This is a genomic window from Caenibius sp. WL (assembly GCF_019803445.1).
Taxonomy (GTDB): Bacteria; Pseudomonadota; Alphaproteobacteria; order Sphingomonadales; family Sphingomonadaceae; genus Caenibius.
Genome location: NZ_CP081844.1, coordinates 1029574 through 1042777 on the forward strand (window position 1 = coordinate 1029574; position 13204 = coordinate 1042777).

Below are 13204 nucleotides of genomic sequence, written 5' to 3' on the forward strand. Positions count from 1 at the left end.
CTGACGGGCCTCACCACCTGTGGTTCAGGCGGGGCGTTCGTGGTCGCTGCGGCCGAAATCGGGCCGATCATCATCCTGGCCTTCTTCGATGATCGAACGGCGGATGGCGCGCGTGCGGGTGAAATGATCGAACAACTGTTCGCCATCGCCCACGCGGATCGCGCGCTGCAACGCGGTCAGATCCTCGGTGAAGCGCTGTAGCATCTGCAATACGGCTTCCTTGTTGTTGAGGAAGACGTCGCGCCACATCGTCGGGTCAGACGCGGCGATGCGGGTAAAATCGCGGAACCCCCCGGCCGAGTACTTGATCACTTCGCTGCGGGTCACGTTTTCGAGATCGGACGCGGTGCCGACGATAGTGTAGGCAATCAGGTGCGGCAGGTGGCTGGTGACGGCAAGCACAAGATCGTGATGGCGCGGGTCCATCACTTCCACATTCGCGCCCAACGCGCTCCAGAACGCGGACAGCGCCTCGACTTGTGCCGGGTCGGCACCTTCGGGTGGGGTTATGATGCACCAACGTTGGCGGAACAGGGCAGCGAACCCCGCGTCGGGCCCGCTGTGCTCCGTCCCGGCGACGGGGTGTGCGGGGATGATTGCCGTGCCTTCGGGCAGGGCTGCGCTGAGAGCGGTGAGGACGCTCTGCTTGGACGAGCCGACATCGCTGATCACGCAGCCGGGCTTGAGCGCCGCGGCAATCTCCGCGGCAGCGGTACCCATGGCCCCCACCGGCACGCACAGGATGACGAGATCGGCATCGGCCACGGCATCGGCCGCGCTGTCGCAGATCGTATTGGCAAGACCGCGTTCGGTCGCGCGCTGGCGCACGGCGGGATCGGCATCATAGCCGGCGGTGGCTGTGCCGGGCAAATCCTGTGCCACGGCAAGGCCGATAGACCCGCCGAGCAGGCCAAGCCCGATGATCGCGACTTTGTCGAAACTCATCCGGCCGCCTCGGCCATATCTCGCAGCCCGGCGATGATATCGTTCATCTGTTCGGCCGTGCCGATCGTGATCCGCAGGCCCTGGGCCAGATCCTGCCCCGGCAACCAGCGCGTGGCATAGCCGCGCTGAGCCAGGCCTTCCTGCGCGGCTTCGGCGGTCAGCGCACCTTCGAACAGCACGAGCACGAAATTGGCCTCGCTCGGCAGCGGGCGCAGTCCGTGATTGCTCATGCCACGGATCGCTTCGATGAAGCGGGCGCGTTCGGCACGGTTGTGTTCGCGCGAGCGGGTGACGAAAGCCTGATCGTCCAGTGCGGCCACAGCCATGGCCTGTCCGCTGTTGGTGACATTGAACGGCAGACGGATGCGGTTCAGCATCGCCACGAGATGCGGCGCACCGGTCGCCCAGCCGATCCGCTGCCCGGCCAGCCCATAAATCTTGGAGAATGTGCGGGTAACGAGCACGTTTTCGTGTGCGGCGGCCAGCGCCAGCCCGCCATCGTCATTCTCGGTGCTGACATATTCGCCATAAGCCTGATCGAGCACGAACAGCACGTCGCCCGGCAGCGCGGCGTGCAGGCGGGCGATTTCGCCGCGCGGCAGGAAGCTGCCGGTGGGGTTGTTGGGATTGGCGATGAAAACCGCGCGGGTTTTTTCGTTCACCAGCGCTAGCAGGGCATCGACATCGGTGCCGAAATCCTTGTCGGGGGCGACAACCGGGGTCGCGCCGCAACGCCGGGCGGCGATGTCATACACGGAGAAGCCATAGCGGACGTAGATCACTTCGTCCCCCGGCCCGGCATAAGCCTGCGCGGCGAGATTGAGCAGTTCGTCCGAGCCTGCGCCGCAGACGATACGCGCCGGATCGAGGCCGTGGACCGCGCCGATCTTTTCCCGCAGAGCGAGGGAATCGGGATCGGGATAGAGGAAAGTCGGCTGGGCGTGATCCGCCGCCGCCAGCGCCGCGGGGCTGGTGCCCAGCGGGTTTTCGTTGGCGGACAGCTTGATCAGCGGACGGCCATCCGCGGTCTTGCTCTTGCCGGGGACATAGGCATGGATCGCTTCGATCCACGGTTTGGCTATGGGGCGCATGTCAGTCACGGGCGCGCGCATAGCCTTGTTCGGGGCGAATTGACAGCCATTGTATCGCCCATGGCAAGCCACGCTTCGATTTTTCGGTACCGGGTGTTGCGGGAAATTCCCGCCAAACGCGCGCGCCGCAATTGACAGCGCGGGGCATGTCCCCCAATTCGCGATCACCATGGCAGGCTCTGCGACCATTACCGCCAGCAAAGTGCTGGAATTGCCCGACCCGTTGCCGCTCGATGGGGGGCAACGGCTGGAAGGCGTGCGGATCGCGTATGAAGCCTATGGCACGCTGAACGCGGCGCGGGACAATGCGATTTTCGTCGCCCATGCGACCACCGGCGATCAGCATGTCGCCAGCCCGCATCCGATCACCGGCAAGCCGGGATGGTGGGATCGCTCGGTGGGGCCGGGCAAACCGATCGATACCGACAGGTTCTATGTCCTGTGCGCCAATGTGATCGGCGGCTGCATGGGTTCCACCGGGCCGAGCAGCATCGCCCCCGACGGCAAGCCTTATGGCATGCGTTTTCCCGTCATCACCATTCGCGATATGGTGCGCGCGCATGTCGCGCTGTTCGAACAGCTGGGAATCGAAACGCTCCATGCCATCGTCGGCGGGTCGATGGGCGGGATGCAGGCGCTCAGCCTGGCCGCCAACTGGCCGCATATTCCCCGGCGGGTGCTGGCCATCGCCAGCACCGCGACCATGGCGGCCCAGAACATCGCCTTTCAGGAAGTGGGGCGGCAGGCGATCATGGCCGATCCGGATTGGCAGGGCGGCAATTACTACGGCACTGGCAAGGCCCCCGATGCGGGGCTGGCGGTGGCGCGCATGGGCGCGCATATCACTTATCTTTCGGAAGAAAGCCTGACCGAGAAATTCGGCCGCCGGCTGCAGAATCGCGATGCGAAAAGCTTCGGCTTCGATGCGGATTTTCAGATCGAAAGCTATCTGCGCCATCAGGGGTTGAGCTTCACCACCCGGTTCGACGCCAATTCCTATCTCTATATCACCCGCGCGATGAGCTATTTCGATCTGGAGGAAGAACACGGCGGCAAGCTGGCCGAAGCTTTCGGCCGGACGGAGGCGCGTTTCTGCGTGGTCAGCTTCGATACCGATTGGCTCTATCCCACCGAACAGTCGCGCAGGCTGGTCCATACGCTCAACGCTTCGGGTGCGCCGGTCAGCTTCGTCGAACTGTCCGCGCCTTTCGGGCATGACAGTTTCCTGCTTGATGTGCCCGCGCTCGACCGGGTCATGGCCGGGTTCCTCAGCCAATGAGCGGCCTTTCCCCCGGTTATGAACTGATCGACGATCAGGCTCGGATCGATCCGGCGGCCGCGCATGCCTTCCTCACCCGCAGTTATTGGGCGAAAGGTATCGCGCGGGAAACAGTGGCCAGGGCGCTCCGCAACAGCTTTTGCGTCGCCGTGATCCATGAAGGGCAACAGGTCGCCATGGCCCGGGTCATCACGGACTATGCCTCGATGGCCTATCTGCTCGATGTCTATGTGCTGGAGGCGCATCGCGGGCAGGGCCTGTCGAAAGCCATGGTGGCGCATTTGCAGGACCATCCCGATTTACGGGCAGTGCGTGCCTGGCTGCTGCGCACGGCGGACGCACACGGGCTTTATCGCAAGCTGGGCTGGGCTGCCGTTGCCGAACCGGGCAAGATAATGGAACGGTTCTCCGCGGATATCTCGTCATGAAAGCGCTTCGCCCCGATCTTGCCCTGATTGCCGATCATGTCACGCCCGGTTCGCGCGTGCTCGATATCGGATGCGGCGATGGTGCGTTGATGGCCGCCCTGCGCGACCGGAAAGGCGTGGATGCGCGCGGAATGGAGATCGATCCGGCCAAAGTCGAACAGTGCGTAAGCAAAGGCCTGCCGGTGATTCAGGGCGATGCGAACAGCGATCTGGCGTTCTATCCCGACGATGCGTTCGACTATGCCATCCTCAGCCAGACCTTGCAGACCACCGCGCGCCCCGATCTGATGCTGGACGAGCTGCTGCGCGTTGGCCGCAAGGCGTTCGTCAGCTTTCCCAATTTTGCCCATTGGCGCGTGCGGATGGCGTTGCTCTGGCGCGGGCGCATGCCAGTGACCCGGCAATTGACTTACAGCTGGTACGATACACCCAATATCCATCACCTGACGATTGCAGATTTCCGCGATATGCTGGCGGCCAAGGGTGTAAATGTCGAACGGTGCTGGTTCGTGTCCGATGGCCGGGTGGTCGGCGCGGGCATGGCCAATTGGCTGGCCCAGCACGCGGTGTTCGAAATCGCACGCTAGCCACCCGTCCTTGCGGACGCATCGGCCGGATCGGTGGCGGTGTAATTTGCAGGGCTGCGGTTCAGCGCCCCTCTGTTATAGGGGCGGGATGAATTTCAGGACCACGTCTCTCGCCACCGTTCTGTTGTGCGCCACGCTTGCCGCCTCGTCTGCGGCCGTTGCGGCGGGCTCCCTAACGCCCGCCCAGCAGTTCAAGCTGCGCTGTGCCACCGCCTTTGCCTTCGTCGCCGCGGCGCAGGAACGCAACGATCCGCGCGGGGCCAGCTATCCCCCGATGGAAGAGCGGGGACGCGAATATTTCCTCCGCGCGGTCCATGGCGCCATGAAAAGCGCGGGGATGACCGAAGAAGAAGCCAGAGCAGCATTGACCGCCGAAGCAAAAGCCCTGGCCGAGCCGGAAGCTTTGGGCAAGACCATGCCGCTGTGCCTCAAATCGCTGGAAGCCTCGGGGCTCTAGGCCGCTCCCCGCGATAAATTCCTGCTTGCCAGTGGACTGGCGCAGCCGCTTGCGGCAAGAGTTGCCGCCATGTGGCAAATCTATCAATTCCCGCTCTGTCCGTTCAGCCGCAAAGTGCGCCTGCTGCTCAGCGAAAAGGGCGTCAGCTATGAACTGAAGCGTGAAAATCCGTGGGACGGGCGGGACGAATTCTTTCATCTGAACCCGGCGGGCCGGACCCCGGTGATGGTCGAGGCCGACAAGGGTACGGTGCTGGTCGATAGCCAGGCGATCTGCGAATATTTCGAGGAAACGGTCGACAAGAACCCGATGATCAACGGGTCGGCCGCCAATCGCGCCGAAATCCGCCGTTTGGTGGCGCTGTTCGATGAGAATTTCTTTGTCGATGTTACCGCCCCGCTGCTGCACGAACGGATGAAGAAGCGGCTGGTTTATCGCGCGGCCCCGGATTCGCGCATGCTGCGCGAAGCGATGAAGCTGGCGCACGATCATCTCGATTATGTGGATTACCTGATCGACAATCGCCCGTGGTTGGCCGGGGCGCAGATGAGCCTTGCCGATCTGGCGGCCGCGGCACAGATTTCGGTGGCGGACTATCTCGGCGGGATCGACTGGAAAGGGCACGAACAGTCGAAAGGCTGGTATTCCCTGTTCAAGAGCAGGCCGAGCTTCCGCCCCCTGCTGGCCGAACGGATGGACGTGATTCAGCCGCCGGCGCACTATGCCGACCCCAATGCCTGAGCAGGCGGCCCTTGCGCGCTGACCGGCCGACGCCATATTCGCACCACCAGAAGGAGACGCACACATGGCTGACAAGCTGGAGTTGAGCGAAGCGCAATGGCGTGAAAGGCTGACGCCGGAACAATACCGCATCCTGCGCGAAGCGGGGACGGAACGGGCTTTCACCGGCGCTTACGAGAAGAACAAGGCGGCGGGCGAATATCGCTGTGCCGGGTGCGGGCAACCATTGTTCGCGTCGGACACCAAGTACGACAGCGGATCGGGCTGGCCGAGCTTCTATCAGCCGGTGGACGAGAGCGCGGTGGATGAACATCGCGATAACTCGCATGGCATGGTGCGCGTCGAAGTGCGTTGCTCCGCCTGCGAAGGCCATCTGGGGCACGTGTTCCCGGATGGGCCGCAACCCACGGGCCTGCGCTATTGCATCAACAGCGCTTCGCTCGATTTCCGGCCGCAGGAATAGGACGTGCGGCAGCGTGCGCCGATCGGATGGTGTTGGGGCGTTAACGCTGTGTTACAGATCGGCGAGGCAGGACAGCCCCGCCGGTGCGGGCCTTTCCCCGCGATGTTTTTGAGGTAAGCGCGCTAGATGGCAAGACGGGATGTGCGCCGCGAGCCTGGCAAGTCCGATGCGCAGCCGCCACGGAAGAAAAGCCGCTGGCTGCGCCGCGTGCTTGTCTGGGGTGCCGCGTTTGCACTGCTGGTGGTGTTGGCGTTGGGCATTGCAGTGGCGATGGCCGCGCGGTCGATGCCGGGCTTCAGTGAACTGAAGGAAACCGCAGCCGGGCAGACCATCGTGGTCCGCGCCCGCGATGGCAGCGAAATCCTCACCATGGGGCCCAGTCCGGGCACCTGGCTGCGATCCGATGAAATTCCGCAAGTGATGAAGGATGCGATGGTTTCGGTCGAAGACCGGCGCTTCTATTCGCATTTCGGCGTCGATCCGCTGGGGCTGGCCCGCGCGTTGTGGGTGTCGTTCACCGATGACAAGCGGATCGCGGCAACATCCACGATCACGCAGCAGTTGGCGCGCAACGTCTTCCTCAACAACAGCCGCAGTTTCGACCGCAAGGCGCGCGAGGCGGTGCTGGCCATGGCGCTGGAAGCGAAATTCACCAAGGAACAGATTCTCGAACTGTACCTCAACAAGGTCTATTTCGGCGGCGGCGCTTATGGCGTGGATGCGGCCAGCCGCAAATTCTTCAGCCATTCGGCGCGCGATCTCAACATCGGCGAAGCGGCGATCATCGCCGGGCTGGTGAAAGCGCCGTCGCGCTATTCGCCCACGGCCGATGTCCAGGCGGCGGTGCAGCGCGCCAATATCGTGCTGCAACTGATGAAGCGGGAAGGGGCGATCGGCGCGGCGGAAGCGGATGCGATTGACGTGTCCACCGTGCGGCTCAAGCCTGAAGCCGGGCAGAATTCCGCCCGCTATTTCACTGACTGGGTTTTGCCGCAGCTCGATATCCTGTTGCCGGAAACGCGCGAACCGATCGAAGTGTGGACCACGCTCGACCCTGACATGCAGCGTTCGGCCGCCACCGCCATCCAGGCCAACGTGCCCAGGGGCGCACAGGGCGCGCTGGTCAGCCTGGACCGGGACGGGGCGGTGCTCGCCATGGTGGGCGGCACGGATTACGTGTCGAGCAATTACAACCGGGCGATCCGCGCCGTGCGCCAGCCAGGTTCGGCGTGGAAACTGTTCGTTTATATGGCAGCGCTCGAAGCCGGCTATCTGCCCGATGACCGGGTGGTGGACGAGCCGGTGACGATCGGTGGCTGGAGCCCGCGCAATTCGGGCGGCAGCTATGCCGGGCCGATCGATGTGCGCACCGCTTTCGCCTATTCGAAGAACACCGTTGCCGCGCAACTGGGCAACGAAGTCGGCTTTGGCACGGTGGCGTCCATGGCGCGGCGTTTCGGCATCACCACACCCATCGCCACCAACCCCTCGATGGTGCTGGGCACATCCGATGTGCGGCTGATGGACATGACCCGGGCTTTCGCCTCGGTTTCGGCCAAGGGGCTGTCGGTCGAACCCTACGGCATTGTGAAAGTAACGACGGCGCAAGGCGCGGTGCTGTATCAGCATCAGGGGACGACAGCGCAGCAGCTCGTGCCCGATTATGTGGCGGCGGGCATTACCGACCTGCTGCAAACGGCGGTCAATGTCGGCACCGGCAAGGCGGCGCAGATCGGCCGCCCCGTCGCGGGCAAGACCGGCACGACCAGTTCAAACAAGGACGGCTGGTTCCTTGGCTTTTCCAGCGGCATCACCACCGGCGTGTGGATGGGGCGCGACGATGCGCGGGCGGTTCCCGGCCTGCAGGGCGGGGCCGCGCCCGCACGCGCCTTTGCCGCTTATATGAGAGTGGCGGTGGCCAAGCGGCCGGTGGAACAGTTCGATACCGATCTGAAACTGCCCGAATGGCAGCTCGAACCGGACGAGGAACACCTCTACGGCGATCCCAGCGAATATTATTATGTGGACGAGCAGGGCAATCTGGTGGACCAGAACCGCCGGAACGACTGGCGCGACGATCCCTATCCCCCGCCCGATCAGCAACCGGCCGACAAACCCACGCCGCCTGCCGCCAGCCCCGACTTCCTCGAACGGGCCATCGGCGGCGCGATGGAGCAGCGCGGCGGGGATAAAGGCCCGCAGGGCGGTGGACAGCAAGGCGCACTCGCCGGACGGGGAGGCCGCCCGGCGCCTCTGCTAAAGCCGGAAGATATCGCCCTTCCTCCGGGCCCGGCCCGCTGATCGGATCGTTGCTTGCATCGGGGCGTGCCCCGTTTATCTCGCAGTCCCCTGACCTTGCCTGAGGATTCAATCGGGCTTCACTGATGGGGGAAATGGATGCTGAGACGCGTTCAGCATGGCGCAGAAGGATGACGCTGCATCGTCCCGCCTGATCCGCAACACAAAAGGCGCGATCCGCTCGGGACCGCGCCTTTTTTGTCGTTCCGCTGCTGTCAGCGCAGGCGGATCGGGAGATAGGTGGCCGGGCCGCCGCGCCGCTGCACTCTGAGAAGCAGCGCTTCGCGCTTCGCGCTCTTGGCTGCGGTAACGGCCTGTTGCAGGTCCGCCGGGCTGGTGAGCGGCTTGTAATTGGCGGTGAGGATGATGTCCCCGCGTTGCAGCCCCTTGGCGCCCGCATCGGAACTGGGATCGACCCCGGCGATGACGACGCCCTGCGTGCCTTCGGGCATGCCGAGCTGGCGCGCGATCTGCGGCGTCAACGGGATGACCTGAATGCCGAGGCTCTTTTCGACCACACCGCTGGAATCGGCCCCACGGCTGTCATCCCCCGGCGGGGCGGTGTCCGGATCGAACATCTGCTGGCGGGCCAGTTCTTCTTCGCTCGGGCGCTTGCTGACAACGGCAGTGACCGTGCGCGGCCTGCCATCGCGGATCAGGTCGATTGCGATCCGGCTGCCAGGCGTGATGTTCGCCACCAGATAGGATAGCGTCTGATCCGGCGTGACATCCTTGCCGTTGACTTTCAGCACCACATCGCCCGCTTGCAGGCCTGCCTTGTCGGCCGCGCCGCCCGGTTCGACCGCCTGGACGAATTCGCCGCGATTGTGCGCGATGCCGAGCGATGCCGCGAGGTCTTCGTTGACCGGCTGGATGCGGATGCCGAGATAACCGCGCTCGATCGCCTGGCCCTTCATCAGCTTTTGCACGATCGGCTGGGCGATTTCGGCCGGAATGGCGAAACCGATACCGACGCTGCCGCCGGAGGGCGAGAAGATCGCATTGTTGATGCCGATCACTTGGCCCTGCATGTCGAACATCGGGCCGCCCGAGTTGCCGCGATTGATGCTGGCGTCGGTCTGGATATAGCGGTCATAGGCGCCGCCCGATCCCGTGTTGCGGTACACGGCCGAAACGATGCCCGAGGTGACCGTGCCGCCGAGGCCGAAGGGATTGCCGATGGCGATGATCCAGTCACCCACCCGCGCGCGCGACGAATCCCCGAACTTGACGAAGGGGAAGGGCTTGGATCGCGCGATCTTGAGCACGGCGAGATCGGAGGCTGCATCGCGCCCGATGAGTTCCGCCGGATATTCGCTGCCATCGGGCATGGTGACAGTGATCGATTCGACCTGTCCCTGTCCTTCGGCGGTGATCACGTGGTTGTTGGTGACGACATAGCCATCGGCGGTGATGATGAAACCGGAGCCGAGCGATTGCGCCTCACGCGTCTGCGGTCCATCTGCGCCGGGCATGCCGAAAAGCTGCGCCAGCGGATTGTTCGGCACTTTGAGCCGTTGCCGCGTGGAAATGTTGACCACGGCGGGGGCGAGTTGATCGGTCAGATCGGCAAAGCTGGCCGGGGCTCCGGCCCGGGGCACGACATCGCGCATTTCGCTGGCGTCGTTCTGCGCCACCTGCGCACCGGCAGGGACCCCGGTGACCAAGGAAACCATGGCGCCGCCGAGCAGCAGCGCACTTGTCACTCCATAAGCATAACGCACGGGTCTCAAATCCTCTTCGTTGGTCCGGCCGCCGCATGTGGCGGCCGGGGTAAGCAGTAGCCGTGCCGATTCAGGCCGTGCGGCCTTAACCGGAATTGAATGGTTACCGCGATCCGCGGAACTGGTGGAGATACTCGTTGTCCGGCGAGAGGACCATCGTGCTTTCGCCTTCACCGGTTTCGAATGTCGTCAGATAGCTCTGCATGGCGCGGTAGAAATCATAGAACTGCGGGTCCTTGCCGAAGCTGGCGGCATAGGTCTTGGCGGCCTGTGCTTCCGCTTCGGCGCGGATGATCTGGGCATCCTTGCGGCCTTGGGCCCGGATCGTGGCGGCTTCGCGTTCACGATCGGTCTGCATGCGGGTGTAGGCTGCTTCCAGCGGCGTGCCGTCTGGCAGGTCGGTGCGCTTGATCCGCACATCGATGACCTGCGCGCCGTATCTGCGGGCCTGCCGGTCGAGATTGGTGCGGATATTGCTCATCGCCGAGCCGCGTTCCGCGGTGAGCAGCGAAGTGAACGAGCGCCGCCCGAGTTCCTGCCGCAGGACGGAGTTCAGGATCGGCTGCAACTGCGTCACCACCTGGTCTTCCGTACCGGCGGTTTCCACCATCAACACGGGATCGATAATGCGGATGCGGGCATAGGCATCGACCTGAAGCCGCTGCTGATCGGCCGAAAGTACCTGCTGACGTTCCATGTCCAGCGGGATCACCCGCTTGTTCACCCGTTGCACGGTTTCGAGGAAGGGGATGCGCAGCACCATGCCCGCCCCGGTCTTGCCATAAGGCACGTCCGGGCGGAACCGGTTGATGACACGCACCGGTTCACCCGTGCGGACGATGACCGCCTGTTGCGTTTCCGGCACGACGATGACGCTCGACATCAAGGCCACCACAATCACGGCGAGCGCGATCAGGGGAAGCTTGTAGTTTTCCCAGATACGTTCCATCGCCTATTGCCCTTCCGCTGCTTTCTTGGCCGCGCGCTGCTTCACTTCGGGCAGCGGCAGATAGGGCGTAACACCCGGGGCCTCGATGATGGTCTTGTTGGTCTTGGCCAGAACACGTTCCATGGTTTCGTAATACATGCGGCGCTTGGTCACATCGGGGGCGAGGCGGTATTCCGCGTACACCTTGTCGAAAGCCGCCGCTTCACCTTCCGCTTGGGCGCGAAGCTGCTGGGCCCAGGCGCGCGCGCGGTTGATATCCGCGTCGGCATCCTGCTGCGCGGCCGATACGTCCTTGAATGCTTCCACCACGCGTTCGGGCGGGTCGGTCTTGTCGATTTCGACACCCTGCACGGCGATCCCCGCGCGATAGGCGTCGAGAATGCCCTGCATCCGGTCGCGCACCCGTTGTTCGATTGTCGCGCGCCCCGCGCCCGAGAAAGTATCGTCCAGCGTCTGTTCGGCGACAGAGGCGCGCATGGCGGCTTCGGCCACTTCCTGAATGGTTTCTTCCGGCTGGCTTATCTGGAACTTGTACTGTTTCAGATCCTTGATGTTCCAGCGGATGAGATAGCTGAGATCGACCAGATTCTGGTCGCCGGTCAGAATCAGCCTCTCCTGCCCGCCTGCCGGCATGCGGAACGAACGGATCGTGCTGACCGGTTCGATATCCACCTGCTGTATGGGCCAGGGGAGCGTGAAATTCAGGCCGGGCTGCAATGTGCGGGAATATTTGCCGATGGTGGTGACGATGCCCTGTTCCTTGGGCCCGACCTGATGGATCATGCTGATGCCAAGGCCGACGAGCACGATCGCGCCCGCCGCCAGCGGGAACCAGCTTCCACCGCCGGGGCGTTCGGGCAGCCGCAGATTGGGGCCGCCCGGTCCGCCGGAGCGGCGGCGCGGCCCTTCGGGGCCCCGCGTGCGGAACAGGTCTTCCAGACTGGTCGGGCGGCGCGGGCCATCCTTGCCCGGTTTGCCGTCATCTCCGCTCCCCCCGCCGGGAAGCCAGGGGTTGCGCGGGCCGCGCGGGGGCGGATTGTTACCGCCGCCCTGGCCGTCTTCCGCGCCATCGCCTGCGCTGGGCGGCTTCGAGCCGCCCTGATCGTCATCGTTTCCGCCGCCGGAGCTTCCGCCCCAGGGGCTGCGTCTGCCGGACATGGCCAGCGCTATCTGGTCAAAAAAACCGCCCATTCGTCTCATGGGTCCCTTTATAGGTATCGAGAGCGACAAAAACAGTGCCTTGCACGCGAATTTCGCTAGGGAGGCGATGTGATGGACGAAACCGAACTGAAATCGAAGCTGCCAGAACCGGTGGCACAGCGCCTCCAGTCACTGCGCTTGACGGATGCCAGCGCCACCTTGGTGCTGGATGCGGCGGGACTGGGCCGGGCGGAAGCCGCTGCCTTGGAAGATCTCGCGCGGCAGGCGGTGATCGATGCGGGCGGGCCGCAGGAAGTGCGCGTCGCGCTGATGGCCAACAAGGTGCACCGCCGGATCATCGCCGTCGCTTCGGGCAAGGGCGGGGTCGGCAAATCGACGCTGACCACCAATCTTGCCGTCGCGCTGGCGCGGCTGGGGCATAAAGTCGGGCTGGTCGATGCCGATATCTACGGGCCGTCGCAGCCGCGTCTGCTGGCCAACGAAGGGCAGCGGCCCGAAGCGGTGGACAAGAAACTGGTCCCGGTGCCCAGCCAATATGGCGTGCCGGTGTTGTCTATGGGCCATCTGGCGAAACCCGGGCAGGCGATTGCCTGGCGCGGGCCGATGGCGGGCAACGCGCTGGGGCAATTGATCGATGCCGAATGGGGCCCGGTCGATACGTTGCTGGTCGACATGCCGCCGGGCACGGGTGATATCCAGCTCACCATGATGCAGAAATTCCGCCCCGATGGCGTGGTGGTGGTGTCGACCCCGCAGGATCTGGCGCTGATCGATGCGATGCGCGCCATCGATCTGTTCGGGCAGGTCGATGTGCCGATCATCGGGCTGGTGGAAAATATGGCGGGCTATCTATGCCCGCATTGCGGCAAGGGCAGCGATCCGTTCGGGCAGGGCGGGGCGGAACAGGCCGCCGCGCAGAAAGGTCTGCCTTTCCTCGGCCGGGTGCCGCTGGCGCTGGAAATCCGGGAAGCGAGCGATGCGGGCGTTCCGCCGGCGGCAGGCGATGGCCCACAGGCGGAAAGTTTCGCCGCGATCGCGCGCCGGCTTGCGCAGTGGCTGGCGGCACAGGGGCACGGCTAGG

At 64.3% G+C, this 13204-nt stretch carries 13 protein-coding genes; 8 read left to right on the top strand and 5 right to left on the bottom strand.

Features of this window, described 5'->3' with window-relative positions:
• Positions 1-24 precede the first annotated feature (24 nt).
• Both K5X80_RS04885 and hisC read right to left on the bottom strand, forming a co-directional pair.
• Positions 25-945 carry a prephenate/arogenate dehydrogenase family protein gene (locus tag K5X80_RS04885; protein ID WP_222559727.1) on the bottom strand — a complete coding sequence of 307 codons (921 nt, stop codon included), beginning with the start codon at positions 943-945 and terminating at the stop codon, positions 25-27.
• Positions 942-2036, bottom strand: coding sequence for a histidinol-phosphate transaminase (hisC, locus tag K5X80_RS04890; protein WP_222560380.1), 1095 nt, complete (start codon positions 2034-2036; stop codon positions 942-944). Before hisC ends, K5X80_RS04885 begins: the two co-directional genes overlap by 4 nt.
• A 169-nt stretch (positions 2037-2205) precedes the next feature.
• Between hisC and metX the strand changes: the two genes are divergently transcribed.
• The 7 genes from metX to K5X80_RS04925 all read left to right on the top strand — a co-directional run bounded on the left by metX (position 2206) and on the right by K5X80_RS04925 (position 8292).
• Entirely contained in the window at positions 2206-3315 is a 1110-nt protein-coding gene (gene metX / locus K5X80_RS04895) for a homoserine O-acetyltransferase MetX (protein WP_222559728.1), read from the top strand.
• Entirely contained in the window at positions 3312-3743 is a 432-nt protein-coding gene (locus tag K5X80_RS04900) for a GNAT family N-acetyltransferase (protein WP_222559729.1), read from the top strand. Before metX ends, K5X80_RS04900 begins: the two co-directional genes overlap by 4 nt.
• Positions 3740-4330, top strand: coding sequence for a methionine biosynthesis protein MetW (gene metW / locus K5X80_RS04905; RefSeq protein ID WP_222559730.1), 591 nt, complete (start codon positions 3740-3742; stop codon positions 4328-4330). Before K5X80_RS04900 ends, metW begins: the two co-directional genes overlap by 4 nt.
• Before the next feature lie 88 nt (positions 4331-4418).
• The gene (locus K5X80_RS04910) at positions 4419-4787 is read left to right on the top strand and encodes a hypothetical protein (protein WP_222559731.1); all 369 of its coding nucleotides are present in this window, start codon (positions 4419-4421) and stop codon (positions 4785-4787) included.
• 69 nt (positions 4788-4856) lie between these two features.
• Positions 4857-5528: a glutathione S-transferase family protein gene (locus K5X80_RS04915; protein WP_222559732.1), complete on the top strand. Its 672-nt coding sequence runs from the start codon at positions 4857-4859 to the stop codon at positions 5526-5528.
• Between the two features lie 64 nt (positions 5529-5592).
• Entirely contained in the window at positions 5593-5991 is a 399-nt protein-coding gene (msrB, locus tag K5X80_RS04920; RefSeq protein ID WP_222559733.1) for a peptide-methionine (R)-S-oxide reductase MsrB, read from the top strand.
• A gap of 126 nt (positions 5992-6117) precedes the next feature.
• Positions 6118-8292, top strand: coding sequence for a transglycosylase domain-containing protein (locus K5X80_RS04925; protein ID WP_283249232.1), 2175 nt, complete (start codon positions 6118-6120; stop codon positions 8290-8292).
• A gap of 212 nt (positions 8293-8504) precedes the next feature.
• Here K5X80_RS04925 and K5X80_RS04930 read toward each other — a convergent pair whose 3' ends face one another.
• From K5X80_RS04930 to hflK, 3 genes are all read right to left on the bottom strand, one after another.
• Positions 8505-10013, bottom strand: a complete 1509-nt coding sequence (locus tag K5X80_RS04930) for a Do family serine endopeptidase (RefSeq protein ID WP_222559735.1) — start codon at positions 10011-10013, stop codon at positions 8505-8507.
• A 103-nt stretch (positions 10014-10116) separates the two neighbouring features.
• Complete coding sequence (gene hflC / locus K5X80_RS04935; RefSeq protein ID WP_222559736.1) at positions 10117-10962, bottom strand: protease modulator HflC; 846 nt, start codon at positions 10960-10962, stop codon at positions 10117-10119.
• Positions 10963-10965: 3 nt separating this feature from the next.
• Positions 10966-12153 (bottom strand): FtsH protease activity modulator HflK, encoded by a 1188-nt coding sequence (gene hflK, locus K5X80_RS04940; RefSeq protein ID WP_222559737.1) that lies wholly within the window; start codon positions 12151-12153, stop codon positions 10966-10968.
• An 81-nt stretch (positions 12154-12234) separates the two neighbouring features.
• On the opposite strand from hflK, the gene K5X80_RS04945 reads away from it, so the two are divergent.
• Positions 12235-13203: an Mrp/NBP35 family ATP-binding protein gene (locus K5X80_RS04945; protein ID WP_222559738.1), complete on the top strand. Its 969-nt coding sequence runs from the start codon at positions 12235-12237 to the stop codon at positions 13201-13203.
• The last annotated feature ends 1 nt before the right edge of the window (position 13204 follow it).

Coding starts and splice junctions, on each gene's coding strand:
- K5X80_RS04885 (WP_222559727.1), bottom strand. CDS start 945: ATGAGTTTCGACAAAGTCGCGATCATCGGGCTTGGCCTGCTCGGCGGG.
- hisC (WP_222560380.1), bottom strand. CDS start 2,036: ATGCGCCCCATAGCCAAACCGTGGATCGAAGCGATCCATGCCTATGTC.
- metX (WP_222559728.1), top strand. CDS start 2,206: ATGGCAGGCTCTGCGACCATTACCGCCAGCAAAGTGCTGGAATTGCCC.
- K5X80_RS04900 (WP_222559729.1), top strand. CDS start 3,312: ATGAGCGGCCTTTCCCCCGGTTATGAACTGATCGACGATCAGGCTCGG.
- metW (WP_222559730.1), top strand. CDS start 3,740: ATGAAAGCGCTTCGCCCCGATCTTGCCCTGATTGCCGATCATGTCACG.
- K5X80_RS04910 (WP_222559731.1), top strand. CDS start 4,419: ATGAATTTCAGGACCACGTCTCTCGCCACCGTTCTGTTGTGCGCCACG.
- K5X80_RS04915 (WP_222559732.1), top strand. CDS start 4,857: ATGTGGCAAATCTATCAATTCCCGCTCTGTCCGTTCAGCCGCAAAGTG.
- msrB (WP_222559733.1), top strand. CDS start 5,593: ATGGCTGACAAGCTGGAGTTGAGCGAAGCGCAATGGCGTGAAAGGCTG.
- K5X80_RS04925 (WP_283249232.1), top strand. CDS start 6,118: ATGGCAAGACGGGATGTGCGCCGCGAGCCTGGCAAGTCCGATGCGCAG.
- hflC (WP_222559736.1), bottom strand. CDS start 10,962: ATGGAACGTATCTGGGAAAACTACAAGCTTCCCCTGATCGCGCTCGCC.
- hflK (WP_222559737.1), bottom strand. CDS start 12,153: ATGGGCGGTTTTTTTGACCAGATAGCGCTGGCCATGTCCGGCAGACGC.
- K5X80_RS04945 (WP_222559738.1), top strand. CDS start 12,235: ATGGACGAAACCGAACTGAAATCGAAGCTGCCAGAACCGGTGGCACAG.